The organism is Microbacterium sp. CR_7, from assembly GCF_041954755.1.
GTDB lineage: Bacteria > Actinomycetota > Actinomycetes > Actinomycetales > Microbacteriaceae > Microbacterium.
In genome coordinates, this window is sequence record NZ_JAVAYF010000001.1 from 323,139 (window position 1) to 347,150 (window position 24,012).

Sequence of the window (24,012 nt, forward strand, 5' to 3'; positions counted from 1 at the left end):
AGGATCTCGCCGACAGTCCGCGCGAGGGTTGGCTGAAAGGCGCATCGCACGAGCGCGTCGCTCACCCCGAGCTCCACCAGGCGCGAGAAGCGGAGCGCATGTCTCGAAAGTGAGACACGCCGATAGGCATTCACGGATCTCTTCGAAGTCGGCCACAGATTTCATGACGTGGATAAGCCGAGCATCTGGAAGCGCGCGTGGGACTGGCTCAATGAGCCCCTGGACCTGACGATCAAGTCCCCCGAGGACTGGGCCGACAGCAGCCACCTGATCCCCGTCGACCTGCAGATGCTGTTCGGCCTCGCCGACGCATCCGGCATCCAGATCACCCGCCGGACTGCGATGGGCCTCGACGTCGTCGCCAAGGGGCGGCGCGTCCTCGCCACCAACATCGGTCGCATGACGCTGGTCAACAAGAAGGCCGGCCAGCCGGCACCGCTGCAGATGCCCTACCTGCAGCAGCCCGAGGAAGATCGCGGTCTCGCACAGTCGCTCATCTGGACCGCTGACGCGCTGTACTTCTATCCGCGCACCTGGTGGATCGTCAAGAAGCGCGACGCCTACGGCTGGCCGGCGCGCGGCGGCTGCAAGCTGCTCGACCGCGCCGATGCCGAGTTCGACGACGACGGCACGCTCGTGAAGGCGTGGGGGACCAACATCAAGGATGCTGGCTGGGGCGTGATCCAGTTCGACGCGCCGGACGGCGGCCTGCTGCACGACGGACTCAAGACCCTTCGTCGCGCCGTCGTCCTGGACCGCTCGGCCTCGCTCGCCGAAGAGAACCCGGTCCCGTCCGTCGACATCCACAACACCGGCGAGAAGCTGGAAGCCGACCAGATCCAGGCGCTGCTCAAGTCGTGGCAGGCAGCTCGCGCCAAGTATGGCGCCGGCTACTCCGACAAGTCGCTCGAAGTGAACACCCTCGGGCTCGACAAGGAGCAGCTGCTGCTCGACGCGCAGAACCGCATGGACGTCAAGCTCGCCCGTCAGGTCGGCATCCCCGCCTGGGCTGCAGACGTCGCACTCGAAGGGTCGACGCTCAACTACCAGAACCGCCAGTCGCGCGCATGGGAGCTCATCGACCTCTACCTCGCGACCTACACAACGGTCATCGCCGACCGCCTCACGATGAACGACTGCACGCCGATCGGCTGGAAGACCGAGTTCGACACCGAGATCCTGACACGCCCCGACCTCAAGACCCGCTTCGAGACCTACAAGGTCGGTCTGGACGGCGGGTTCATCGATCAGGCATGGATCGACGCCCAGGAAGGGCAGTCCCTCAAGGCACAGGAGGCCACCGCATGAAGCTGAACATCGACGAGCTCCGCGCCCGTCTCCGATTCGCGGAAGCAGCCAACGCGCTCCCGCCGCGCTGGAACGTCGAGGACGCCGGCGGCGTCGCCTCGCTGCACCTGTACGGCGCTATCGGTGGCTTCTGGGGCGACATCATCGCCGGCGACGTCGTCCGCGAGATCCGCGACCTCGACGTCGCGACGCTTAACGTCTACATCAACAGCCCCGGCGGCGACGTGTACGACGGCATCGCGATCCGCAACGCCCTCCGCCAGTCGCCCGCGCACATCATCGTGCACGTCGACGGCATCGCCGCATCCGCCGCGAGCTACATCGCGTGCGCCGGCGACGAGGTTGTGATGGGCGAGAACGCCGAGATCATGATCCACGACGCCTGGACCATCGTTCTCGGCAACGCCGAAGAACTCCGCGTCGCCGCCGGCGACCTCGACCGCATCAGCGACAACATCGCCGCCATGTACGCAGAGAAGGCCGGCGGCATCGCCGCTGACTGGCGCGAGCTCATGAAAGCCGAGACCTGGTACACGGCTGAGGAAGCCGTCGCCGCCGGCCTCGCCGACCGCCTCGATAGCGACACCGCGACAGACACCGCTGCCGCCGCGCAGTTCGACCTCTCCATGTTCGCCCACGCCGGCCGCGCCGCGGCACCGGCACCCGTCCCCGTTGCCGCCCTGGCATCACCCCGAAAGGAACCCCGCATGAACCGCGCCCAGCTGGCGGCAGCACTCGCTGCCGGACAGATCACCCAGGAGCAGCACGACGCCGCCCTGGCCGCCCTCAACGTCGTCGCCCCGGCCACGGACGCTGCGCCCGCAGCGCCGGCCGCTCTCGCGCCGGCGATTGCCGCCCCCGGCGAGCCCGTCGCCGCCGAGTACGCGAACGGCCCGCAGGGCGCACCTGCGCCCGTCGCCCGTGTGCTTGAGCGTCCGCAGTCGCTCATGCAGGTCGCGCGCAGCGTCGCCGACCAGATCCACAACGACGCCCCTACGCACGTCTGGGTCGCCGAGATCAACAACGCGCTCGCGCCCGTCCTGGAGAGCGACGACGTCGGCGGAGGCTTCACCGCCCCGGACCGCATCGGCGAAGTCTGGCAGGCACGCCCCGAAGGCCGCCCGCACATCGACTCGCTCGGAGGCTCCAAGGCGCTGACCGCGACGAAGATCGAAGGCTGGAAGTGGGTCGAGCCCACGCCCGAGCCCGAGCCCTACGCTGGCAACCTGACGGAGATCCCCTCCGAAGAGTGGGAGACGGCTCCGGTCTCCGAGACCCCCGGCCGCTGGGCCAAGGGCAACAAGATCGACCGCATCCACAAGGATCTCGGCAGCGCCGACCTGATCGCGTCGCTGTTCGCGATCCTCGGCCGCAACTACGACGGCGTCTCTGACCGCGCCGTTGCCGCCGACCTCATCGCCGGAGCGACCTCGATCACCGGCGGAGCTACCACGCTCGTCGGCGCGATCAGCAAGGCGTACCTGCAGCTGAAGCGCATCGGCGCAGCGCCCTCGAAGTTCTGGATGGCGGAGGACGTCTTCACCGCCTTCGCCGAGCTCAAGGTCGCCGACCTGCCGGCGTGGATCGCCAACGCCACCGGGTTCGTCAAGCTCGACGGCAACACGTCGCTCGCCGGCGTGTTCGACGTCGACGTCGACTTCCAGCTGGCCGCTGGAGGGTTCCTCGCCTACGACCGCCGCGCGGCCACCGTCTACGAATCCCCGCAGATCAAGCTCGAGGCGCAGGACATCGCGCACGGCGGCATCGACATCGGATTCTTCGCCTACGGCGGCACCCTCATCAACGACGCACGCGCCGTCGTGAAGACCACCATCACCCCGGCCCCGTAAGGAGACAGATCATGGCCGACAACAACGACGCCTATCTCAAGGTGAAGATCGACCAGCTCGACGCCGAGATCAAGCGCCTCGGCAAGCAGGCGTCCGCCCTCCGCGAGCGCAAGAAGGGCTACCAGGCTCAGCTGTCGAAGCAGCCGAGCCAGCCCACCGAATAAACCCCCCCCCCAGGTGCCGGGCGGACCCCCACCGCCCGGCACCACCCTCCCCGAAGGACGCAGCATGGCTCTTGCCTGGTACACCCCCAGCACCGCCACGACCGAGATGAACGTCAAGGTCACACAGAAGGGTCTCGACGCCGCTCGCGAGCAGTGCCTGCGCTTCAAGGGGCTCGCGCTCGACACCGGCGCACCGCCCTCCGAGTCGTTCGCGCAGGGCGTCGTCATGCAAGCTCTGGCGAATAAGCAGGCCGCGCAGGCATCCGGCGGCGACGCCGACGAGATGGGCGGCGAGACGAACCGCGTCCGCGTGTTCCCCATGGACAAGAAGATCCAGGCGCTGCTCATCATCCCGTCGCCCGACCCCGACAACCCCGGCCACGACACCGGCCGCGTCGACTCCCTGGTCGGCTGACCATGAGCGCCCGCGCCAGTCTCCGCGACTTCATCACCGCCAGCGCTCCCGAAGCCTGGGAGATCTACGGCTACCCGACGCAGCTGGGTCCATTCGAGGACGCGAGCAAGCCCGTCGCGATCGTCATCGAGCAGCGGACCATGACCGCCGGTCGCACCTCGCCCGACGAGAACGGCATCCCCATCGACATCGAGCTCACAGTCTGGGTGATCGTCGACGCCACCCGCGGCGACAACCGCGAGCAGGTCGAGAACCAGCTGGAAGACGCCGCCGAGCAGATGATCCTCATCCTCGAAGCGATCCCGGATCAGTGGTGGGACGGCGTCGCCACCCGCAACCAGTACGACCCTCAGAAACCCGCCTACGACTTCACCATCCGCGCCGCCGGCGCGCTCACCCAGGAGGAACAGGAATGACCGTCCAGCCCAACACCGCGAAGGCCACCAAGCGCTGGAAGGCGCAGATCGGCGAAGACGAGTACCAGGGGCACACGTCCGCAATCGACTACAACCCCAACCAGAGCGGCACCGTCTGGAAGGGCGGCAACGACAACACGATCGCCGACGTCGTCCCCGGCGACCCCTCGATCGCCATCACCATGGCGCAGGACACCGAGAACGCTGACTCGCTCTGGCGGCTGTTCCACGACGCCCCGACGGGCACCCCGCTCACGCTGATCTGGTACCCGCACTACGAAGGCACGTTCGCGCTGTCCGTCCAGCTCCGGACCATGAAGCCACAGCTCGTCACCAACCGCGCCGGCGGCGTGCCCGAGGTCACGCTGCAGCTGCCGTGCAGCGAGGCAGTCACCTACACCCCCGGCGGCTGATCGAGAATGCTCGACGCCCGCGGCTCCCGTGAGATCCAGGCATCGATCTTCGCTCTGCGCCAGGCGCGGCGAGACATCCGCCTGGGGATCAACAAGAATGCGCGATCGCGCATCCGGCCGCTGTGGCAGTCCGAGCTCAACGCCCGCGCCCGCGACGAAATGACACGCCGTGTCATCGTCGCGGGCGCGAGGGCCAACGCCTCAGACCGAGGCGTCACCGTCCACGCAGCGACCTCCCGCCGGCCACTCAGCGGCGGCCTCGTGCCGTCGGTCGAATGGGCCGGCAACGAGTTCGGAGCTCGCTCCCGGCGCATCGAGGTCACGCAGCGCTCGCGAAGCGGCCGCAGTTACCGCCGGCCCCTCACCATCAACCGCCAATTCCCCGGAAGGCAGCAACACGGCATGGTCGCATTCGACGCCGCCAGCGAGGTAGGCACAAAGCTAGTCGCGATCTGGGTCCACACCGTCGTCGACGACCTGGCACAAATCCCCGCAGTCGAGGTGGTCGGCTGATGCCTATCAAGATCGACTTCATCTCCAACACCCGCGACCTGATCCGCGGCACGGACGACGCCGAGAAAGCTCTGGACGACGTCGCCGACAGTCTCGACGACATGACCCGCGATGCCAAGGACGGCAGCCGCGACGCAGAGCGCGCGGTCGAGCGCCTCGAAGACAGCTTCCGTGACGCCGCTCGTCGGGCGAAGGATCTCGGCGACGCCGGTGACGACGCCGGCGACAAGGTTCGCCGCGGCATGCGCGACGCCGACGACGACGTGCGACGGTTCGGTCGCACGTCTGAGGAGGTCGGGGACGAGCTCAAGCAGAACCTGGGCGAGACTTTCTCGTCGTTCCGCGGCGACCTCGAAGACCTCCCGCAGATCGCTCAGGACACCCTCGGCGGTCTGGCCGGCAGCGGCGCATTGGGCGGCATCCCCGGACTGGTCGCAACCGCCGCCGGCGCGGCGGGCATCGGTATGCTCATCGGCGCGTTCGAGAGCATGGACGAAGCAGCCAAGGAGTCGGCCCAGCGTGCGAACGATTGGGCGGATGCCTACATCGAGGCAGGCGGTCGGCTGCTCAGCTTCGAGCAGCAAATGGCGAAGGTGCGCGACATCACCACGAACCAGTATGACGTCGCGTCGAAGAACGCCGAGCTCTGGGGAGTAAGCGTCGAGACTGCGATCGCGGCCATGGCCGGCTCCCAGTCGGCTCTCGACGACGTCTCGGACTCGGTCAACAAGCAATCCGACGCGGCAGCGCGGGCAGCCGTCGAGGCGCAGAAAATGGCCGAGGCGAGCGGCGGCACGCTTGGAGTGCTCACCCAGGAGGAACAGAAAGCCGCTGCGGCTGCGGACGCCCTCAATCTGCTCACCGGTGAGATGGACCGCGGCGCGCAGCAAGCCGACGTATACAGCCGGCTGCTCGCCGACACTGCGCGCTCCACCGAGGGAGCGACGGAAGCCGTCGACGATTTCGGCGACTCGATCGTGACGCTGCCGGGAGGCAAGCAGGTCTACATCGATGCGGAGACCGGTCAGGCGACGGCTGATGTCGACGCGATCTCCAACAAGATCTACAGCGTTCCGGACGGCCACGCCACAGTGCGAGTGACCGGTGACACGACCGACATCGACCGGAAATTGCGCGTGCTCTCCGGCACCACACTCAAGATCGGCGCGCGAATCGTGACGTCGGGACCGGGGTGGGACCAATGACCACCATCAGCCGCAGCACGGATGCGCAGACCATCGTCCCGGACCTCGTGCTCAACGAATGGGAGACGGAGAACGAGGCGCAGAGCATCGTGCATCCCATCCTCGGCAGCGCCGACGTCGCAGTCACTCTCCGCCCCGCTCGCGATGCGACCGGCGTGATGCGTCTGTTCTTCCTCACCCACGCCGCGGCCGAGCAAGCGCGGCTGTTCCACACCGCAGCGGCGACGTTCGCGACGTCGTCCGACGACGTCAGGCTCCCGGCGCTGTACGTGCCCCAGGGAGGCATCCGCAAGGCGCAGCAGGCGAACGACGCGCGCTGGATCATTCAGATTCAGTACCAGGAGATCCGCCCGTGACCGCGATCTCGAAACATGTCTACTCCGCCCGTGTCCCGAGCGCGAGCGGGGATCTCGTGCTCTCGCCGGTAGGGGATGACCCCGGCACGATCTCGCTCGACGCGAGCCGGCTGCCGCACGGTGAAGCGTCGCTGACATTCGCCGTCGAGGACGCGATGATGCTGGAGAACCTCGACCCCCGGCGCTCAAAGCGGGTCGTGGTCGACGTCGCGGCGACGTTCCTCAGTGAGGAGGGAGTCACGCGCACCCGCTCCTTCGATCTCGGCATCCGGCGGGCAACTCCCAACCGGGGCGAGGGGACGGTCACCCTCGACCTCGCGACCGACGAGATGCTGCTGAGCGACTACGCGGTCCTGGAGGACGACCCGCTTCCTCGTAACTACGAGAGCAGCTTGCGGGCAGTGTGCGAGTACGTGCTCAGCCGCGTCCCCGGAGTCGTCCGCAACCTCGAACCGAACTCCCGCGCACTCTCGGCGGGCACCATGGCACCGTACGCACCGCGGAACTCGTGGGTGCGATCGTTCGTCACGACCGCGACGCCCGCACCGGGCGCTCCTGCGACCGTGGTCCGGTTCACGTCACCCGAGGCAGGTTCGTTCACGTTCCGCGGCGTCGACTCCTACGGAGCCACCGGCGCGACGAATCCCGGAACCACGGGAGTGTGGATGGAGGGACCGGCGGTGACGCCTGGCGACACGATCACCGTCTCCAGGTTCATGCGCATGTTCCAGTCCACGGTGTGGCGCGTCGGCGTGCGCTTCCACGACGGCGCGGGCAACTGGATCGGCGGACGCATGGACGGCCCCGGCGTGTCGACGTTCCCGGGCAGTGGATGGGCGCGGCCCTACTGGACTGGAGTCGTCCCGGCGGGTGCCAAGCGCGTGGCGATCCTCGTGATGTGGCACGTCGCGCAGACAGTCCAGGTCGGAACGGTCATGGACATGACGGGGCCGATGACCGAGGTCACGAACCGCGTGACCCCGTGGCGGGAGCAGGCTCTGGAACCGGGGCCGGACGCCGACGTGACCGCCCATTGGCCGGTCGCGAACCTCGTTTCCAATCCCTCCTTCGAAACGAACCTCGACGGATGGGCGGTCGGCACGAATGCGACCGCGCTCGGTCGATTCAACGACACCACTCAGGGCGCCGTTTCCGGCAACTGGGCCGCCCGCTGGGTATCGGGCGCTTCGGGCTCCTCGTATATCGACTACCAGGACATCTCGATTCGCGCCGGCGAGTCCTACGTGCTCTCCGCGTACATGTACTCCGAGGGTGCACCTCGCACGGGCCGCGTGATGATGCGCTTCAAGGGCGGAAACGGTGCGATCCTCCGCGACGCGTACGGACTCTCGACCCCGCTCCAGAGCAATGCGTGGAACCGGCTCGACATCGCCGCGGTCGCCCCACCCGGTGCGGAGAAGGCAACCCTGCACCTGGAGCTCATCGCGACGGGCGCAGGCCAGGCGGTGCGCGCGGACGCGGTGATGTTCCACCAGGGCACCGAGGTCATCCCGTACTACGACGGCTCCACCCCGGAGAGCGCCGCCTACTACTACGGCTGGACGGACAGCGCGCACGCATCGAACTCGCTCCGCACCCCCAAAGTCGAGCGCGTCCCCGAGGCGTTCCGCTGGTATGCCGGCACCACAGCCCTGGACTTCCTGCACCCGCTGCTCATGGCCACCGGACTGCGCATCGTGTGCGACGAGAACCGCCGATGGTCACTCCGAGACGCGCTCTACCGAAACCCCGGCGACCAGTCCTATCGGCACGCGGTCAACATCGAAACCGCCGACGAAACCCTCTCGCGCGAGGCCGACGAATGGTTCGACGCGGCCGTGTACGACTACCGCTGGCGAGACGCCACCGGCATCGAGCAACGGCGCGTCGATGCCTTCGCGCTGACCACCCGGCCGACGAAGACCGCGCATTTCCAGCTGGACACACCGTATCCCGGCCCCGGCCGCGCGGAGGTCGCCGTGCGGCGCGCTCAGAGCCGTGGACGCACCGTCAGCGTCTCCGCCGTGCCGACATGGACGGAAGCGACCGACCAGACGCTCTCCGTGCTCCTGGAAGGCACCGCCATTCAGACGGGCATCATCGGCGCGGTTCGTTTCAATCTCGCCGACGACACGGTCACGGTCACGAGCCGCACCGCCGACACTCCCGCATCGGCCTGGGTGCTCATCCCGGCCGGCCAACGATGGATCGACTCGCCCGCGGGCGGGACATGGAAGAACGAGGTGATCTGAGATGCCCGAAAGCTACACCGGCTCTGAGGGGACGCTGGCCGCCCAGAACGGCATTGCCGTGATGGACGGGAACGAGGACCGCCGCAACGGCTGGCTCGCGATCAACAAGACCCGTGACTGGATCGTTACGAAGGCCAACGCGGCCCTCGCGGCCGCGAAGACCTACACCGATCAGAAGGTCGGAGCGATCAGCCTCGCGTGGACGAACATCACCGGCAAGCCGACGCACTTCTCGTCACGATCAGACATCGTCACCCGTCCACCCGGGACCGGAGGCACGGTCGAGGACGCTCTGAACTCGACCTTCAACCTCGCCGCATCCAAGATCGGCAGCGACGGCGGCACGATCACAGGGCAACTGAACATGCCGAACCTCGGACCCGTGTCGAACAGCTACGTCGCGATGTACCGCAACGGCGACGGCCGCGTCGGCATCAGCCCCTCCGCGCGAAAGTTCAAGAAGGACATCGCCGATCGCACCTACACGCTCGACGATCTCCGCCGCATCCGCGTCGTCGAGTACCGACTGCGCTCCTGGGTCTTCGGAGACGCCGACGCGCCGCTTGACGTCGGTGTCATCGCCGAGGAACTCATCGACGCCGGCCTGTCCGAGTTCGTCGTGTTCGACGCGGACGACAAGCCCCTCTCCGTCCACTACGAACGCCTCGCGCTCGTCACCATCGGCGCGCTCCAGGACCTCGCTGACGGCGTCGATCTCCTGACCCAGCGCATCGAAGCCCTGGAGGCACGATGAGCCCGCTCGACATCATCCCCATCCCGAACCACCCCGGCATGTACGCCCGCCGCGTGCTCGTCGAGGCATGGCAGGCCGCCGGCGCGCCACCGATCAACAGCGCGGGCCGGCTCTACGACAAGCAGAAGTATTTCTACGACGGCTGGGTGAACCGGCTCCCCGGGTTCAACCCCGCTGACAACCCCGACGACGAGAGCCAGGCGCTCGCTCACGTCCGGTTCGTGGCGCTTGACATCGATCCCACGCCCGAGCGGGTGCAGCGGCTCGCAGCGGCCGGGCTTCGCCGCCCGTACCGGTATGAGCCGTGGCACTGGGAGCTTCCCAACGTCCGGTCCTACGCGATCGTCCGATCCATCCCCACTACCGCCGGGGGAGCGACCCCGGCACCCATCCAGTCCGAGGAGGACGACATGCGAATCATCACCTGGAACGGGCGCGTGTGGCTCGTCAAGCACGAGACGTGCGCCTACGTCCGCAACGAGCCCGCACTGTGGGCGGCCAAGAAGCTCACCGGGCAGGGTACAGCGATCGAACTCAGCAACGACATGCTGACCGAAACGCTCTTCATGCTCGGCATTCCGTGGGCCGCGCTCGACGCGACCTTCCGAGGGCAGGCGTTCGACAACGAGTCCACCTGGGGTAAGGGCACGTTCTGGTCCCGTCAGATGGCCGAGGGCCGCGAAGACAAGCTCCGTTCCCAGAGCCTCGCGTCGTCGATCGCCGCACTCGCTGTATCCGTCACTACCCACCCCGGCGCATAGCCACCACCGAGAGAGACACCATGAACAAGCAAGTGATCTTTATCATCATCGCGTGCATCGCCGCGCTCGGCACGATCGGCGTATTCGTGCTGCAGCTGCTCCGCCCGGACGCGACGGCCACGCTCGTCAACTTTCTGTTTCAGCTGCTCGCGCTGCTCGGCGGGTTCGGCGGCCTCGCCTACATGCAGGGTCAGCAGAACAAGGAGATTCAGACGATCAAGACGAACACCAACGGCACCCTATCTCGCAAGGACGAGGAGATCGCGGAGCTCCGTGCGCAGCTTGCCAAGCACGCACCGCAGGCGCTGGTCGAATCTGCCGAGACAGGACCGATCGACGTGAGCGGGAAACTCCGCCGCGACTTCAGCTAGCGCTCGGCGTCGCGGCGGTGCCGCTGTAGGTCGACCTCGTAGCTGCCGTCAGCACGCCAGAGGGCGTGGTGACGGAGCGCGGAGACGATCGCAGCGCGCACCGTCGCGTAGAGCACCACAGCGCCGACCACGAAGCCGGCGAGAACGATCATGAGCGTGACGAGTGTGTCATCCATGGGTGCATCCTCTCAGAAGCCCGCTGCCGCCGTTGCAGCGCGGCGGAGCGCGTCGTCCTCGACCCCGACGTAGATCTGCGTCGTCGTAGCGTATGCGTGCCCCAGGAGCTCTTGCACGGCGCGAAGATCCTTGCCGCCCAGGTTGTACGCCCGCGTGCCGTAGCGGTGCCGCAGCATGTGCGCGGTGATCCCTGGCGGCAGCGCCTCGCTGATGAGCTCGGAGACGCGCGCCGGCGACAGGTGCCCGTCGATCCTGCCCGGAAACAGGTAGCCGGCCTCACTATCGCGGATGTCGAGCGCGACGTCGTCCGGCAGGGGCACGAGGCGCTGCCGGTCGCCCTTGCCCTGCACGACGAGCGACCATCCGACGAGATCGCGGCGCAGGTGATCGGTGTGCACTTGGCAGATCTCGCGGCAGCGCATGCCGGCGGCGACGGCGAGCCGGATCATCATGCGCGTGCGCAGATCCTTCGTCGACAGCCCGACCTTCACGCTGTGCTCAGGAGCCGGTCGAGCGACGCCGCGCGGTGCCTTGATCGTCGGTAGATGCCGTGCGGGGTTGTCCCAGCCGCGCACGAGCTCGGCCCACGCGTAGAAGCCACGGATCGCCTGTCGAGCGGATCGCCTCGCTGACGCCCCCAGAGCGTCGAGCGAGGCCATGTAGTCCGTCAGCTGCTCCAACGTGACCGGCGCCGGCTCATTGCCGGTCGCGCGCGCGTAGCGTCGCAGCTGATAGCTGTGCTGGTAGATCGTCCCCTCCGATTTGCGCGCGCTTCGCATCCATGCGAGGTACGCGCTGAGAGGATCGAGCCAGCCCTGGGGTACTGGTATCTCGGTCTTCACACCTGACGGTAGCGCCCGGAGAGTCGGCCGGCTCAACGGGGTTGATCTTCGCCGAGCGCCGCGCGGGCAGGTGTGCCCGAGAGCTTCGCGACGAGTGCTTCGATCTGTAAGCGCGTCACCCGGACGGAGACGGGCGGATCGATCCGCCAGGCGGAGGTCGCGTCGTAGTGATCGACGGGAACGCCGTCGAAAGTGTCGGCGCGCACGGGGTTGTGATTTGTCTCTATCCACGAGATCTCGACGTCTCTGCCGGCGTCGTGTAGAGCGGGCACTAGGAAGGCGATCACCAGGGCGTGGAGTACGTTCCGTTCGTTGAACGGAGCGTCCTCGCCGAAGCTGTCCCACCACCAGTCGCTAAGGGCGTCACCGTCCCCGAAACCCCACTTGCTTAGCAGGCTCTCCGCATCGAGCTCGAAAGTAGGTTCAGACATCGATGCGATCCTTCCATGTCCGGAAGCCTGCACGCTCGACGATCGCCCAAAACTCTGAATCAGTGGGTTCAGGGTTCAAGTCCCTGGGGGTGCACGGATCAGCCTCGGAATCTCTCGCCAGATTCCGAGGCTTTTTCGCGTTCACGGCGGCGCAGCGCCGGCGAGCGCTCACACCACGCCGACGACGGTGCCGCCTGTCAGGTGCACCAGGGTGTCGAACGTCAACGGCATCACGGTGTGCGGGTGACCGGCCGCCGCCCAGATGATCTCGTGGTCGCGCAGCGCCTCGTCGACGAATGTGCGCAGGGGAGACGGATGACCGACGGGCGCGACGCCGCCGATCGCCTGTCCGGTGGCCTCGCGCACGACGGCGGGCGGAGCCATGGACACGTCGACCGCCTCGATCGAGCGGGCGAGCACGTCGAGGTCGACGCGATGGCCGCCACTCGTCATCACGAGGATCGTGGCGCCGTCGGCCTCCAGCACCAGGCTGTTCGCGATCGCCGCGACCTCGCAGCCGATGGTGTCGGCTGCCTCCCGAGCCGTCCGAGCGGAGTCCGGCAGCACCCGGATCTCCGCCTCGACGCCCGCGCGGGCGAGGTGCTGCTGGACGAGGATGCTGCGCTCGGGCAGAACGGTCATGGCCCCACCGTACCGAGACGGTGGGGCCCTTCGATCACGCGGCGTCGCCGATGAGGATCGCCGCGGCATCCTCGGTCTCAGTGTCGACCGGTTCGTCGTCGATGTGCGCGAGGGCCTTGCGTCCGAGGAACACGGTGAGGGCGGCGATCAGGACCGCGGCGGCCGCGACGAGATACGGCACGGTCGCGTTGAGCGCGTGCCACAGGGCTGCGGCGAGCGGCGGCGCCATGGCTCCGCCGAGGAACCGCACGGCCGAGTACGCGGAGGAGGCGACGGAGCGGGGCAGATCGGTGGCCTCCATGACCGCCTCGGTGAGCACGGTGTTCATGATGCCGAGCAGCAGACCGCCGATGACGATGCACGTCACGAGCGCGGCTGCGGACGACACCAGGAGCCCTGCGACGACGAGGTCGACGGCGAGGAGCGGGAGCACCAGGAGGATGACGCGGGTACGCGGCATCCTGCGCATGAGGAACGGGGCGACCCAGACGCTCGTCACCGCCAGGGCGACGCCCCAGCCGAAGAAGGTGAATCCGATCCCCATCGCACCGAAGCCGAGGGGGAACGGCGAGAACGCGAGCAGGATGAAGAAGCCGATGTTGTAGAACAGTGCGGCCACCGCGAGGATCGCCAGGGCCGGACGCCGCAGTGCCGTGAACGGGGCAGAGAACGGCACGGGTGTGCGCTTCTCCTGCGGGCCGCGCAGCAGCACGAGGACCGCCACGAAGGCGATGGCCATGAGCACCACCACACCGAAGAACGGGGCGCGCCAGCTCTGCTCGCCGAGGATGCCGCCCAGCAGCGGACCGATGGCGATGCCCAGACCGAGCGCGGCCTCGTAGAGCACGATCGCCGCGGCACTGCCTCCGGATGCGGCGCCCACGATCGTCGCGAGTGCGGTGGAGATGAACAGCGCGTTGCCGAGTCCCCATCCCGCGCGGAAGCCGATCACGGCGTCGACGCTGCCGCTCAGTGCGCAGAGCAGCGCGAACACCACGATCAGGGCGAGGCCGATGAGCAGAGTGCGCTTGGCGCCGATGCGGCTCGAGATCCAGCTGGTGACGAGCATCGCGACGCCCGTCACAGCGAGGTAGCTCGTGAAGAGCAGCTCGGTCTCGAACGGGCTCGCCTGCAGGGACTCCGCGATAGCCGGAAGGATCGGATCGACGAGTCCGATCCCCATGAAGGCGACGACGCAGGCGAAGGCGACTGCCCAGACCTGTGCCGGCTGCTTCCACACGGAGGTGGTGGTACTGCTGCTCACTGCGGTGCTCCTGTCGAGTCGGTGGTGGTGTGCGCGGCGAGGATCTCGGCGGCCCTGGTCAGGGCGTGCCAGTCGTCATCGTCGAGATCGGTGAATCGCGGTGCCAGCGTGTCGCGGAACTCCTCCCGCCACGCGTGCAGGGCGCGGGATCCCTCCGGCGTGATCGCGACAGCGGTCGCCCGGGAGTCCTCGGGAACGGGGGAGCGAAGCACGAGGCCTTCCCGTTCCAGAGTGCCGAGCAGCCGCGTCATGCCGGGCTGCGTGGTCCGCGCGGCCACGGCCAGCTCTCCGACCCGCTTCGGTCCGTTCTGCTCGAGCAGGCTCAGGACCCGCCATTGCGCGGCCGGTGCTTCGTTCCCGGCGTCCTGAGCGGCGATCCGTGCGAGTGCGTAGGAGGAGAGGACGAGTGAGGGGATGACGTCCTGGCGATTCATACCATTAAGTATATACCCACTGGTATATAAAGAGGGTCAGCGACGAGCGCCGGCGATCCGGGCTGACAGCTGATGGGCGTGCGCGAGCAGGATCCGTCCGAGCTCGGGCGTGCGATCGGGGCCGAACCGGAACTCCACGCCGGTGAGGCTGAGGGCCCATTCCGGGCGGCCCTGGCGATCGAAGACTGCGGCGCCCAGCCCCCAACTGCCCTCGACGATGAGTCCGGGGTTCACGGAGTAGCCGCGTTCCTTCGTCTCGGCGAGTCGGGTGCGCAGTGCAGCCTCGCCGTGCGTCCGCCCCCAGCCGTCGGCGAGCTCCGGGTGTCGGTCGAGGTAGGCATCCACATCGTGGTCGGGGAGGAAGGCGAGGATGGCCAGTCCGGCGCTCGCGACCCCGAGCGGGAAGCGCACGCCCTCGCTGAGCACGAACGACCGGATCGGGAACGAGCCCTCCTCGCGGAGCAGGCAGACGGTCTCATCCGCCCGTCGCACCGACAGGAACGCGCTCTCCTCGGTCTTGACGGCGAGCGAGCGCACGATGTCGCGAGCAAGTGCCGTGACGTCGTACCGGGCCGCAGCGACAGTGCCCATGAGGAAGAGCTCGGGCCCCGGCATCCAGCGGCCGGTGTCGTCGGAGCGGTCCACCAGGCCCTCGGCGCGCAGCGCGGACAGCAAGCGGTGCGCCGTGGACCGCGAGAGGTCGGCCGCCTGCGCGAGCGACTGCAGGCTCGCTCCGTCCGTGCCTTCGGCGGTCACCAGCCGCAGCAGCGATGCGGCGCGGGCGATCGCCTGCGCCCCGGGGACGGTGCGGATCTGTTGTTCCATAATGTGGACGCTAGGTGGAAGAGCGGCCACATCGCAAGAGGGGGCTTCCCTCGGTACTCGGGGAGGGCGCACGCTGGACGAAAGCACGTCTTCGAAGGAGCACACGTGATCGACAAGCAGTGGACGTCCGCCTCGGACGCGATCGCCGACATCCCTGACGGAGCTTCGCTCGCTGTCGGCGGCTTCGGACTCTCCGGCAATCCGATCGCCCTCATCGAGGCGCTGCTCGCGCAGGGCACGACAGGCCTCAGCATCGTCAGCAACAACTGCGGCGTCGACGACTGGGGGCTCGGCATCCTCCTGCGCGCCCAGCGCATCCGAAAGATGACCTCGTCGTACGTGGGGGAGAACAAGGAGTTCGAGCGGCAGTTCCTCTCCGGCGAACTCGAACTCGAGCTGACCCCGCAGGGCACCCTCGCCGAGAAACTGCGCGCCGGCGGCTCCGGCATCGCGGCCTTCTACACGCAGACCGGAGTCGGCACGCAGGTCGCCGAGGGAGGACTCCCGCGCCGGTACCACCCCGACGGAACCGTCGACGTGGCGTCGCCGGCGAAGGACGTGCGGACGTTCGACGTCGCCGGCACGCCCCGCGAGTACGTCCTCGAGGAGGCGATCACGACCGACTTCTCTCTCGTGCACGCGCTGGTCGGCGACCGACACGGAAACCTGGTGTTCAACAAGGCCGCTCGCAACTTCAACCCGCTGGCCGCCATGGCAGGGCGCGTCTGCATCGCGCAGGTCGAGCGCCTCGTCGAACCCGGCGAACTCGACCCGGACAGCATCCACCTCCCCGGTGTCTTCGTGCATCGGGTCGTCGAGGTCGGCGCCGACATCCCCAAGCGCATCGAACGGCGCACCGTCGCCACGGAAGGAGCCTGACATGGCGCTCACGCGTGACGAGATGGCCGCGCGCGCTGCGGCCGAACTCCAGGACGGCTCCTATGTGAACCTCGGCATCGGGCTGCCGACCCTAGTGCCGAATCATGTGCCGCGCGACGTCACCGTCGTACTGCAGTCCGAGAACGGCATCCTCGGGGTCGGACCCTATCCGCACGAGGACGCCGTCGACCCCGACCTCATCAACGCGGGCAAGGAGACCGTGACCGTGCTCGCAGGCGCCGCGTTCTTCGATTCGGCGACGAGCTTCGGGATGATCCGCGGCGGGAAGATCGACGCCGCGATCCTCGGAGCGATGCAGGTGTCGGCGAGCGGCGACCTCGCGAACTGGATGATCCCGGGCAAGATGGTCAAGGGGCCAGGCGGCGCCATGGACCTCGTGCACGGGGCCGCCCGGGTGATCGTGCTCATGGAGCACGTCGCGAAGGACGGCTCCGCGAAGATCGTGAACACCTGCAGCCTGCCTCTCACGGGCCGCGGGGTGGTCGACCGGATCATCACCGACATCGCCGTGATCGACGTGACCGATGAGGGTCTCGTGCTCGTCGAGACAGCGCCGGGAGTCACCGTCCAGCAGGTGATCGACGCCACTGAGCCGCCGCTCATCCTCGCCCCCGCACTCGCACACTGACCACGAGCCGACCGCAGACATCGGAAGGAAGCCGACATGACACACCACACCGCACCGGACGACCGCGACGTCGTGATCGTCGCCGCAGCACGCACCCCCCAGGGCCGCCTCAAAGGGCAGCTCGCCCGTTTCACGGCCCCGGAGCTCGGCGCTCTCGCGATCCGTGGCGCTCTCGAGCGGGGAGGCGTGGAGGCCGCGGACGTGGATGCCGTGATCGTCGGCCAGGTCCTCGCCGCCGGGTCGGGGCAGAACGCCGCTCGCCAGGCCGCGATCCGCGCGGGCATCGGCTGGAACGTCCCCGCGCACTCCGTCAACAAGGTCTGCTTGTCGGGCCTCACCGCGATCATCGATGCGGCCCGGATGATCCGCACCGGCGATGCCGAGGTCGTGGTCGCCGCGGGCATGGAGTCCATGACGCGCGCACCGCACCTGCTGATGGGGTCGCGCGACGGGTGGGCGTACGGGTCGGTGGAGGTGCTCGACCACATGGCGTACGACGGACTGACCGACGCCTTCGACCGGGAGAGCATGGGGGCGTCGACCGAGCGGCACAACGAGCGCTACGAGGTCACGCGAGAGGCGCAGGACGCGATCGCCGCGCTCTCGCATCAGCGTGCGGCGGCCGCCCAGCAGGCCGGAGTGTTCGACGCGGAGATCGTGCCGGTCGAGGTGCCGCAGCGCAAGGGGGACCCCGTCGTGGTGTCGACGGACGAGGGCGTGCGCCCCGACACCACGGTCGAGTCGCTCGCAGGACTCCGTGCGGCGTTCGCCGAAGGCGGTTCGCTGACCGCCGGGAACTCGTCGCAGATCTCCGACGGCGCCTCCGCCGTCGTGGTGACCACGCGCGGCACGGCGGCTGCGAAAGGCTGGGACGTGCTCGCCACTGTCGGAGCGAGCGGACAGACGGCCGGACCGGACAACTCCTTGCACGCGCAGCCGGCTCGCGCCATCGAACAGGCCTGCGAGAAGCAGGGCATCGCTCCCGCCGACCTGGACCTCGTGGAGATCAACGAGGCGTTCGGAGCCGTCGTCGCGCGGTCGCAGTCCGAGCTCGGCCTCGACAGCGCGGTCGTGAACATCCACGGAGGGGGCATCGCGATCGGACATCCGATCGGAGCGTCGGGGAACCGTCTCGTCGTGCACGTCGTGCACGAACTGACCAGGCGCGGCAGTGGCATCGCAGCCGTCGGGCTCTGCGGCGGCGGCGGTCAGGGCGAGGCGCTCATCCTCAGTCGGTGACGCGAGGTCGGCGCGGGAGGGGACTCAGCGCGAGCGCTTGAGCTCCTTGGAGAGGTTCTTCTCCTTCTTGTCCCGCTCCTTCTGCTGCTTGGCGTACACGGGGGAGTCCTTGGAGACCGGCTTGCCCTGCTTGGCGCGCCGGGTGTCGATGACGGCGCCGATCGCGAGGGCGAACGTGATGCCCCAGCTCACCCACGCGAGCGCGGCGCGCCAAGTGATCGGCGTCTCGCGGGAACCGCGGAGCAGGGAGGCGCCCGACATGATCGCGCCGAGGAGTCCGGTGCTGGTGAGGTAGTTCATGACCTTCACGCTACCCGGGCGCGTGGTCGGTCCGCCCAGCCTTGACAACCCGCCGGGATGCTGTCAGTCGTCTTTCCCAGCGAGCGCGAGCCGCCACGCGGTAGAATGACCTGGTCGCGGCTGGTCCGCGGCCGCAACCCGTGTATCTACCGGCCGCCGGCTCCCCGGCGGACAGCGGCGGCACCCGACCCCGCGTCCGCGGACGCGCGAGAGCCATGACGCACGCATCCCCCTCGACATCCTCCGTCGCCACGGCGACGCCTCCTGCCCCCAGCCTCATCCGCACGGCGGGCATCCCGTACTTCCTGATCGCGTTCATCGCGCGCTTGCCGTTCGCCATGATGGTGGTGGGGGTGCTCACGGTCGTGGTCTCCGCGCGGGGGTCCCTCTCATTGGGCGGTCTCACCTCCGCGGCGGTCGGACTCGGCACCGCGTGCTTCGGTCCGCTGCTGGGTGCGGCCGCCGATCGCTTCGGCCAGCGCTTCGTGCTGCTCGCTCTCGCGATCGCCAACGGCGCGATGCTCGTCGTGTTCACCCTCGTCGTCTACGGCGAGGCCGCCGACCTCCTCGTGCTCGTCGCCGCGTTCGGCATCGGTGCGACCGCGCCGCAGGTGGCGCCGATGTCGCGCTCCCGCCTGGTGACGATGATCACCGAGCGGATGCCGGAGTCGGTGCGTCCGCGCACGCTGTCGGGAACCATGGCGTACGAATCCGCCGCGGATGAGACCGTTTTCGTCTTCGGTCCGTTCCTCGTGGGCATCCTCGCATCCGTGATCGCGCCCTGGGCGCCGCTGATCGGCGCCGCTCTGCTCACCGTGGTGTTCGTCGGAGGATTCGCGCTGCACCCGAGCGCCAGGTCCGTGTCGATCCACCGCGGCGACGACGGGAGGGCGCCGTCCTCGGCATCCGAGCTCTTCCACCCACGCCTGCTCGTGGTCGTCCTCGGCATCCTCGGCGTCGGGATGTTCTTCGGCACCATGCTCACGTCGCTCACCTCGTTCATGGCCGATCGAGGCGCAGCAGAGGAGGCCGGACTGCTCTACGGCGTGATGGGCGTCGGCTCGGCGCTCCTCGCGCTCGGAGTCGCCTGGCTCCCCGCGCGGTTCACACTGCGCGCCCGCTGGCTCGTCTTCTCGGCGATCCTGCTCGGCGGAACCCTGCTGCTGCTCCTCGTGGACGCCCCGGCGACGATGATGGTGGCACTCGCGATCATGGGCGTCGGCATCGGGCCGACGCTCGTGACGCAGTACAGCCTCGGAGCCGCCCGCAGTCCGCTCGGACGCTCGGCGACCGTCATGACGATGCTCGGATCCGCGGTCGTCGTCGGGCAGTCGATCGGCGCAGCCGTCGCGGGGGAGCTCGCCGAGAACGTCGGGACGGGAGCTGCACTCGCGCTCCCGATCGCCGCGGCCGGGGTAGCGTTCGCCGCGGCGCTTGTCAACTGGCGCCTGAGTGCTACGGCACCTCGCGTAGCCTCGGTCTGAGCCTCTGTAGCCTGAGGAGCACCGCACCGGATCGTCAGGAGCCTTCCCCCATGCCCGCAGATTTCGTCGTCGTCGCCAACCGCCTCCCCGTCGACCGCATCGTCGGTCCGGACGGCGCGGAGGAATGGCGGACGTCGCCCGGCGGTCTGGTCGCAGCCCTCGAGCCGATGATGCGCAGCGCCCGCGGAGCCTGGGTCGGCTGGCCCGGGCAGCCCGACACCGAGCTCGAGCCGTTCGAGATCAACGGCATCGATCTCGTGCCCGTGTCTCTGAGCGCGGACGAGGTCGCCGATTACTACGAGGGCTTCGCGAACGACACCATCTGGCCGCTCTACCACGACGTGATCGCGCCGCCGCAGTACCACCGGGAGTGGTGGGATGCGTACGTGCGCGTGAACCGCCGCTTCGCGGAGGCCGCCGCATCCGTCGCGGCCCAGGACGGGACCGTGTGGGTGCACGACTACCAGCTGCAGCTCGTGCCGCAGATGGTTCGCGACCTGCGTCCTGACGTGACGATCGGGTACTTCCACCACATCCCGTTCCCCGCGCACGGCCTCTATGCCCAGCTGCCGTGGCGCGACCAGGTGCTCACCGGTCTGCTCGGGGCCGACGTGATCGGGTTCCAGCGTGCTCAGGACGCGACGTACTTCCTCACCGCGGTGCGCCGTCGCCTCAAGTACGAGGTGAAGGGCTCGAACGTCGCCGTGCCGACGGCCGCCGGCGCCACACGGTCGGCGGTCGCCAAGGCGTTCCCGATCTCCATCGACACCGCGCCCTATCTCGAACTGGCGGCCCGCCCCGAGATCAGGGCGCGTGCGCAGGAGATCAGGGAGAGCCTCGGCAACCCCTCCAAGATCCTGCTCGGCGTCGACCGGCTCGACTACACGAAGGGCATCCGTCACCGCATCAAGGCGTATGGCGAGCTGCTGGAGGACGGCCGTCTCGACGTCGAGGACGTCACCCTCGTGCAGGTCGCGAGCCCCAGCAGGGAGCGGGTCGACGCCTACGTGCACCTGCGTGACGAGATCGAGCTCGCGGTCGGCCGCATCAACGGCGACCACGACACGATGGGTCACACGGCGATCCGCTACCTGCACCAGGGATATCCGCGCGAGGAGATGGTCGCGCTCTACCTCGCGGCGGACGTCATGCTCGTGACGGCTCTCCGGGACGGCATGAACCTCGTCGCCAAGGAGTACGTCGCCACGCGCGCCGACAACAGGGGCGTACTGGTGCTCAGCGAGTTCACCGGCGCCGCCGACGAGCTCCGGCAGGCCGTGCGCGTGAACCCCCACGACATCGCAGGGCTGAAGGACGCCATCATGTCTGCGGTCGAGATGACGCCCGCCGAGCAGTCGAGGCGTATGCGGTCGCTGCGCCGACGTGTGCTCGAGAACGACGTCACCGCGTGGTCCACCTCCTTCCTCAGGGCTCTCGCCGAGGTCAGGTCGCGCTGACCCGGGCGGCCATACTGGAGGGGACCCGTCGATTGGAGACTCTCCCGTGACCCGCAGCTGGACCCCCGGATCGTCAGACCCCGCCCTGAGCGCGATCGCCGCGACACCGCGGCTCGTGGTCGCCCTGGACTTCGACGGGACGGCGTCTCCGCTGGTTCCCGACCCGATGGCCGCGCGGGCGCTCCCCGAGGTCGCGGCGCAGGTCGCGCGTCTCGCCGAGCTCCCCGACACGGTGGTGGCCTACGTCTCCGGGCGCAGCATGCACGACCTGCGGGTCATCACCGAGCACACCGACGACTCGCTCATCGCGCTCGCCGGTTCGCACGGTGCGCAGTACTGGTACCCGGGAGTGGGCGACGCGGACGCCGACGGCCCGGCGACGGCCGACGGTGACCGCGAGGAGCTCTGGGCAGCCGCCCGCCCCATCATCGACCGGTACGAGGGCGCGGAGCTCGAGCCGAAGACGTTCGGGATGGGTGTGCACACGCGCACGGCCACCCGCGAGGTCGAGAAGGCGGTGTTCGCCGAGATCGACGAGTTGGTCGCCGCGCGCTTCCCGCACTGGCGTCGTCGCTCCGGCCATAGGGTGCTGGAGTTCTCGTCGCGGACGGAGGGGAAGGATGCCGCGATGGCGGCGCTCCGCGCCCACTTCGCCGCCACCGCGATCCTTTTCGCCGGCGACGACGTGACCGACGAGGACGCGATGCGCGTGCTCGAGGGCGACGATCTCGGCGTGCGGGTCGGACCGGGGGAGACCGCGGCGACCCTGCGTGTGGAGAACCCACAGGAGATCGCCCTTCTTCTGGGCGCCTTGGCGGACGAGCGCGCCGCCCGTCGGGAATAGACTTCCGTCATGTCCTCGCCTGACACCGCCCCTCACGAGTCCATCGACATCAAGCCCCGCAGCCGCGTCGTCACCGACGGCATCGAGGCGACGACCTCCCGCGGCATGCTCCGCGCGGTCGGCATGGGCGACGCGGACTGGGACAAGCCCCAGATCGGCATCGCGTCGAGCTGGAACGAGATCACCCCCTGCAACCTGAGCCTCGACCGCCTCGCGCAGGGCGCGAAGGAGGGCGTGCACTCCGGCGGCGGCTACCCGCTGCAGTTCGGCACCATCTCGGTCTCGGACGGCATCTCCATGGGCCATGAGGGCATGCACTTCTCGCTCGTGTCGCGCGAGGTCATCGCCGACTCCGTCGAGACCGTGATGATGGCGGAGCGCCTCGACGGCTCGGTGCTGCTCGCCGGCTGCGACAAGTCCATCCCCGGGATGCTCATGGCCAGCGCCCGCCTCGATCTGTCCAGCGTGTTCCTGTACGCGGGCTCGATCGCACCCGGCTGGGTCAAGCTCTCGGACGGCACGGAGAAGGACGTCACGATCATCGACTCGTTCGAGGCCGTCGGCGCCTGCCGCGCCGGGCTCATGAGCGAGGAGGATCTCAAGCGCATCGAGTGCGCGATCGCTCCGGGCGAGGGCGCCTGCGGCGGTATGTACACGGCCAACACCATGGCCTCCGTCGCGGAGGCTCTCGGTCTCAGCCTTCCGGGCTCCGCCGCGCCGCCCGCGGCCGACCGCCGTCGCGACTACTTCGCGCACCGGTCGGGTGAGGCCGTCGTGAACCTGCTCCGCCAGGGCATCACGACCCGCGACATCCTCACCAAGGAGGCGTTCGAGAACGCGATCGCGCTCGCGATGGCCCTCGGCGGGTCGACCAACGTGGTCCTCCACCTGCTCGCGATCGCCCGCGAGGCGGACGTCGAACTGAGCCTGCACGACTTCAACCGCATCGGCGACAGAGTCCCGCACGTGGCCGACATGAAGCCGTTCGGCAAGTACGTCATGAACGATGTGGACCGTCACGGCGGCATCCCCGTCATCATGAAGGCGATGCTCGACGAGGGGCTGCTGCACGGCGACGCGCTCACCGTGACCGGCAAGACGCTCGCCGAGAACCTGGCCGAGCTCGACCCGCAGCCGATCGACGGCGAGGTCATCCACACGTTCGACAACCCGATCCACGCGACCGGCGGACTCACGATCCTGCACGGGTCGCTCGCGCCCGAGGGTGCGGTCGTCAAGACCGCCGGCTTCGACGCCGCCGTCTTCGAGGGGCCGGCGCGCGTGTTCGAGCGCGAGCGCGCCGCTATGGATGCCGTCGCCGAGGGGTCCATCGAGCCGGGCACGGTCATCGTCATCCGCTACGAGGGCCCCAAGGGCGGACCGGGCATGCGCGAGATGCTCGCGATCACCGCGGCCATCAAGGGCGCGGGGCTCGGAAAAGATGTACTACTCTTGACGGACGGACGATTCTCAGGCGGCACAACCGGCCTGTGCATCGGCCACATAGCACCCGAAGCGGTGGACGCAGGTCCCATCGCCTTCGTGCGCGATGGTGATCTGATACGGGTCGATATCGCAGCTCGCTCTCTCGACCTACTCGTCGACGAGGCGGAGCTCGCCTCCCGCCGCTCCGGCTGGGAGCCGCTTCCCCCGCGCTATACCCGTGGCGTCCTTGCCAAGTACTCGCGTCTCGTGCGGTCCGCCGCCGAAGGCGCGACGACCGGCTGATCCACGTCGACCGCCCCTCCGGCCTCCGACGTCGCCCAC

28 protein-coding genes are annotated in these 24,012 nt (G+C 68.6%); 20 read left to right on the top strand and 8 right to left on the bottom strand.

Annotated features, from left to right (window positions below; genetic code table 11):
* The first annotated feature begins 168 nt into the window (after positions 1-168).
* The 13 genes from RAC81_RS01515 to RAC81_RS01575 all read left to right on the top strand — a co-directional run bounded on the left by RAC81_RS01515 (position 169) and on the right by RAC81_RS01575 (position 10,778).
* Positions 169-1,308, top strand: a complete 1,140-nt coding sequence (locus RAC81_RS01515; RefSeq protein ID WP_375080677.1) for a hypothetical protein — start codon at positions 169-171, stop codon at positions 1,306-1,308.
* Entirely contained in the window at positions 1,305-3,158 is a 1,854-nt protein-coding gene (locus tag RAC81_RS01520) for a head maturation protease, ClpP-related (RefSeq protein ID WP_375080678.1), read from the top strand. Before RAC81_RS01515 ends, RAC81_RS01520 begins: the two co-directional genes overlap by 4 nt.
* 11 nt (positions 3,159-3,169) lie before the next feature.
* The gene (locus RAC81_RS01525) at positions 3,170-3,322 is read left to right on the top strand and encodes a hypothetical protein (protein ID WP_375080680.1); all 153 of its coding nucleotides are present in this window, start codon (positions 3,170-3,172) and stop codon (positions 3,320-3,322) included.
* Positions 3,323-3,386: 64 nt separating this feature from the next.
* A complete protein-coding gene (locus tag RAC81_RS01530; RefSeq protein WP_375080681.1) occupies positions 3,387-3,737 on the top strand; it encodes a hypothetical protein in 351 nt (116 codons plus the stop codon).
* A gap of 2 nt (positions 3,738-3,739) precedes the next feature.
* Positions 3,740-4,153: a hypothetical protein gene (locus tag RAC81_RS01535; RefSeq protein WP_375080683.1), complete on the top strand. Its 414-nt coding sequence runs from the start codon at positions 3,740-3,742 to the stop codon at positions 4,151-4,153.
* The gene (locus RAC81_RS01540) at positions 4,150-4,566 is read left to right on the top strand and encodes a hypothetical protein (RefSeq protein WP_375080684.1); all 417 of its coding nucleotides are present in this window, start codon (positions 4,150-4,152) and stop codon (positions 4,564-4,566) included. The genes RAC81_RS01535 and RAC81_RS01540 overlap by 4 nt, the downstream gene beginning before the upstream one ends.
* 6 nt (positions 4,567-4,572) lie before the next feature.
* A complete protein-coding gene (locus RAC81_RS01545; protein WP_375080685.1) occupies positions 4,573-5,079 on the top strand; it encodes a hypothetical protein in 507 nt (168 codons plus the stop codon).
* Complete coding sequence (locus RAC81_RS01550) at positions 5,079-6,284, top strand: hypothetical protein (protein WP_375080686.1); 1,206 nt, start codon at positions 5,079-5,081, stop codon at positions 6,282-6,284. The genes RAC81_RS01545 and RAC81_RS01550 overlap by 1 nt, the downstream gene beginning before the upstream one ends.
* Positions 6,281-6,640: a hypothetical protein gene (locus tag RAC81_RS01555; protein ID WP_375080687.1), complete on the top strand. Its 360-nt coding sequence runs from the start codon at positions 6,281-6,283 to the stop codon at positions 6,638-6,640. Before RAC81_RS01550 ends, RAC81_RS01555 begins: the two co-directional genes overlap by 4 nt.
* Complete coding sequence (locus RAC81_RS01560; protein WP_375080688.1) at positions 6,637-8,892, top strand: hypothetical protein; 2,256 nt, start codon at positions 6,637-6,639, stop codon at positions 8,890-8,892. Before RAC81_RS01555 ends, RAC81_RS01560 begins: the two co-directional genes overlap by 4 nt.
* 1 nt (position 8,893) lies before the next feature.
* The gene (locus RAC81_RS01565; protein ID WP_375080689.1) at positions 8,894-9,646 is read left to right on the top strand and encodes a tail fiber domain-containing protein; all 753 of its coding nucleotides are present in this window, start codon (positions 8,894-8,896) and stop codon (positions 9,644-9,646) included.
* Positions 9,643-10,407 carry a hypothetical protein gene (locus RAC81_RS01570; protein WP_375080690.1) on the top strand — a complete coding sequence of 255 codons (765 nt, stop codon included), beginning with the start codon at positions 9,643-9,645 and terminating at the stop codon, positions 10,405-10,407. The genes RAC81_RS01565 and RAC81_RS01570 overlap by 4 nt, the downstream gene beginning before the upstream one ends.
* Before the next feature lie 20 nt (positions 10,408-10,427).
* The gene (locus RAC81_RS01575) at positions 10,428-10,778 is read left to right on the top strand and encodes a hypothetical protein (RefSeq protein ID WP_375080691.1); all 351 of its coding nucleotides are present in this window, start codon (positions 10,428-10,430) and stop codon (positions 10,776-10,778) included.
* Here RAC81_RS01575 and RAC81_RS01580 read toward each other — a convergent pair.
* The 7 genes from RAC81_RS01580 to RAC81_RS01610 all read right to left on the bottom strand — a co-directional run bounded on the left by RAC81_RS01580 (position 10,775) and on the right by RAC81_RS01610 (position 15,393).
* On the bottom strand, positions 10,775-10,954 hold the full coding sequence (locus RAC81_RS01580) for a hypothetical protein (protein ID WP_375080692.1): 180 nt from the start codon (positions 10,952-10,954) through the stop codon (positions 10,775-10,777). The two genes, RAC81_RS01575 and RAC81_RS01580, sit on opposite strands and share 4 nt — an antisense overlap.
* A 12-nt stretch (positions 10,955-10,966) precedes the next feature.
* Complete coding sequence (locus tag RAC81_RS01585) at positions 10,967-11,797, bottom strand: tyrosine-type recombinase/integrase (RefSeq protein WP_375080693.1); 831 nt, start codon at positions 11,795-11,797, stop codon at positions 10,967-10,969.
* Between the two features lie 32 nt (positions 11,798-11,829).
* Entirely contained in the window at positions 11,830-12,228 is a 399-nt protein-coding gene (locus tag RAC81_RS01590) for a hypothetical protein (RefSeq protein ID WP_375080694.1), read from the bottom strand.
* 168 nt (positions 12,229-12,396) lie between these two features.
* Positions 12,397-12,870: a YbaK/EbsC family protein gene (locus tag RAC81_RS01595; protein WP_375080695.1), complete on the bottom strand. Its 474-nt coding sequence runs from the start codon at positions 12,868-12,870 to the stop codon at positions 12,397-12,399.
* A 34-nt stretch (positions 12,871-12,904) separates the two neighbouring features.
* A complete protein-coding gene (locus tag RAC81_RS01600) occupies positions 12,905-14,134 on the bottom strand; it encodes an MFS transporter (RefSeq protein ID WP_375080696.1) in 1,230 nt (409 codons plus the stop codon).
* A complete protein-coding gene (locus RAC81_RS01605) occupies positions 14,131-14,568 on the bottom strand; it encodes a MarR family winged helix-turn-helix transcriptional regulator (protein ID WP_375080697.1) in 438 nt (145 codons plus the stop codon). The genes RAC81_RS01600 and RAC81_RS01605 overlap by 4 nt, the downstream gene beginning before the upstream one ends.
* Before the next feature lie 36 nt (positions 14,569-14,604).
* Complete coding sequence (locus RAC81_RS01610; protein ID WP_375080698.1) at positions 14,605-15,393, bottom strand: IclR family transcriptional regulator; 789 nt, start codon at positions 15,391-15,393, stop codon at positions 14,605-14,607.
* Between the two features lie 105 nt (positions 15,394-15,498).
* Between RAC81_RS01610 and RAC81_RS01615 the strand changes: the two genes are divergently transcribed.
* From RAC81_RS01615 to RAC81_RS01625, 3 genes are read left to right on the top strand one after another with little or no spacing between them, the layout of a single operon-like run.
* The gene (locus RAC81_RS01615) at positions 15,499-16,272 is read left to right on the top strand and encodes a CoA transferase subunit A (RefSeq protein ID WP_375080699.1); all 774 of its coding nucleotides are present in this window, start codon (positions 15,499-15,501) and stop codon (positions 16,270-16,272) included.
* 1 nt (position 16,273) lies between these two features.
* Positions 16,274-16,921: a 3-oxoacid CoA-transferase subunit B gene (locus tag RAC81_RS01620; RefSeq protein WP_375080700.1), complete on the top strand. Its 648-nt coding sequence runs from the start codon at positions 16,274-16,276 to the stop codon at positions 16,919-16,921.
* Positions 16,922-16,957: 36 nt separating this feature from the next.
* A complete protein-coding gene (locus RAC81_RS01625; protein ID WP_375080701.1) occupies positions 16,958-18,160 on the top strand; it encodes an acetyl-CoA C-acetyltransferase in 1,203 nt (400 codons plus the stop codon).
* A 24-nt stretch (positions 18,161-18,184) separates the two neighbouring features.
* Here RAC81_RS01625 and RAC81_RS01630 read toward each other — a convergent pair whose 3' ends face one another.
* Positions 18,185-18,460 carry a hypothetical protein gene (locus RAC81_RS01630; protein ID WP_375080702.1) on the bottom strand — a complete coding sequence of 92 codons (276 nt, stop codon included), beginning with the start codon at positions 18,458-18,460 and terminating at the stop codon, positions 18,185-18,187.
* Between the two features lie 215 nt (positions 18,461-18,675).
* Between RAC81_RS01630 and RAC81_RS01635 the strand changes: the two genes are divergently transcribed.
* From RAC81_RS01635 to ilvD, 4 genes are read left to right on the top strand one after another with little or no spacing between them, the layout of a single operon-like run.
* Positions 18,676-19,944 (top strand): MFS transporter, encoded by a 1,269-nt coding sequence (locus tag RAC81_RS01635; RefSeq protein WP_375080703.1) that lies wholly within the window; start codon positions 18,676-18,678, stop codon positions 19,942-19,944.
* 50 nt (positions 19,945-19,994) lie between these two features.
* Entirely contained in the window at positions 19,995-21,401 is a 1,407-nt protein-coding gene (locus RAC81_RS01640; RefSeq protein WP_375080704.1) for a trehalose-6-phosphate synthase, read from the top strand.
* A 46-nt stretch (positions 21,402-21,447) separates the two neighbouring features.
* Positions 21,448-22,245, top strand: coding sequence for a trehalose-phosphatase (otsB, locus tag RAC81_RS01645; protein WP_375080705.1), 798 nt, complete (start codon positions 21,448-21,450; stop codon positions 22,243-22,245).
* Positions 22,246-22,254: 9 nt separating this feature from the next.
* Positions 22,255-23,973, top strand: a complete 1,719-nt coding sequence (gene ilvD, locus RAC81_RS01650; RefSeq protein WP_375080706.1) for a dihydroxy-acid dehydratase — start codon at positions 22,255-22,257, stop codon at positions 23,971-23,973.
* Positions 23,974-24,012: the final 39 nt, after the last annotated feature.

Excerpts from the sequence above, each read along its gene's own strand:
- RAC81_RS01620 (WP_375080700.1), top strand. The coding sequence starts at position 16,274 with ATGGCGCTCACGCGTGACGAGATGGCCGCGCGCGCTGCGGCCGAACTC.
- RAC81_RS01575 (WP_375080691.1), top strand. The coding sequence starts at position 10,428 with ATGAACAAGCAAGTGATCTTTATCATCATCGCGTGCATCGCCGCGCTC.
- RAC81_RS01570 (WP_375080690.1), top strand. The coding sequence starts at position 9,643 with ATGAGCCCGCTCGACATCATCCCCATCCCGAACCACCCCGGCATGTAC.
- RAC81_RS01605 (WP_375080697.1), bottom strand. The coding sequence starts at position 14,568 with ATGAATCGCCAGGACGTCATCCCCTCACTCGTCCTCTCCTCCTACGCA.
- RAC81_RS01555 (WP_375080687.1), top strand. The coding sequence starts at position 6,281 with ATGACCACCATCAGCCGCAGCACGGATGCGCAGACCATCGTCCCGGAC.
- RAC81_RS01580 (WP_375080692.1), bottom strand. The coding sequence starts at position 10,954 with ATGGATGACACACTCGTCACGCTCATGATCGTTCTCGCCGGCTTCGTG.
- RAC81_RS01520 (WP_375080678.1), top strand. The coding sequence starts at position 1,305 with ATGAAGCTGAACATCGACGAGCTCCGCGCCCGTCTCCGATTCGCGGAA.
- RAC81_RS01550 (WP_375080686.1), top strand. The coding sequence starts at position 5,079 with ATGCCTATCAAGATCGACTTCATCTCCAACACCCGCGACCTGATCCGC.
- RAC81_RS01635 (WP_375080703.1), top strand. The coding sequence starts at position 18,676 with ATGACGCACGCATCCCCCTCGACATCCTCCGTCGCCACGGCGACGCCT.
- RAC81_RS01630 (WP_375080702.1), bottom strand. The coding sequence starts at position 18,460 with ATGAACTACCTCACCAGCACCGGACTCCTCGGCGCGATCATGTCGGGC.
- RAC81_RS01595 (WP_375080695.1), bottom strand. The coding sequence starts at position 12,870 with ATGACCGTTCTGCCCGAGCGCAGCATCCTCGTCCAGCAGCACCTCGCC.
- RAC81_RS01640 (WP_375080704.1), top strand. The coding sequence starts at position 19,995 with ATGCCCGCAGATTTCGTCGTCGTCGCCAACCGCCTCCCCGTCGACCGC.
- RAC81_RS01610 (WP_375080698.1), bottom strand. The coding sequence starts at position 15,393 with ATGGAACAACAGATCCGCACCGTCCCCGGGGCGCAGGCGATCGCCCGC.
- RAC81_RS01525 (WP_375080680.1), top strand. The coding sequence starts at position 3,170 with ATGGCCGACAACAACGACGCCTATCTCAAGGTGAAGATCGACCAGCTC.
- RAC81_RS01540 (WP_375080684.1), top strand. The coding sequence starts at position 4,150 with ATGACCGTCCAGCCCAACACCGCGAAGGCCACCAAGCGCTGGAAGGCG.
- ilvD (WP_375080706.1), top strand. The coding sequence starts at position 22,255 with ATGTCCTCGCCTGACACCGCCCCTCACGAGTCCATCGACATCAAGCCC.
- RAC81_RS01545 (WP_375080685.1), top strand. The coding sequence starts at position 4,573 with ATGCTCGACGCCCGCGGCTCCCGTGAGATCCAGGCATCGATCTTCGCT.
- RAC81_RS01565 (WP_375080689.1), top strand. The coding sequence starts at position 8,894 with ATGCCCGAAAGCTACACCGGCTCTGAGGGGACGCTGGCCGCCCAGAAC.
- RAC81_RS01535 (WP_375080683.1), top strand. The coding sequence starts at position 3,740 with ATGAGCGCCCGCGCCAGTCTCCGCGACTTCATCACCGCCAGCGCTCCC.
- RAC81_RS01590 (WP_375080694.1), bottom strand. The coding sequence starts at position 12,228 with ATGTCTGAACCTACTTTCGAGCTCGATGCGGAGAGCCTGCTAAGCAAG.
- RAC81_RS01625 (WP_375080701.1), top strand. The coding sequence starts at position 16,958 with ATGACACACCACACCGCACCGGACGACCGCGACGTCGTGATCGTCGCC.
- RAC81_RS01530 (WP_375080681.1), top strand. The coding sequence starts at position 3,387 with ATGGCTCTTGCCTGGTACACCCCCAGCACCGCCACGACCGAGATGAAC.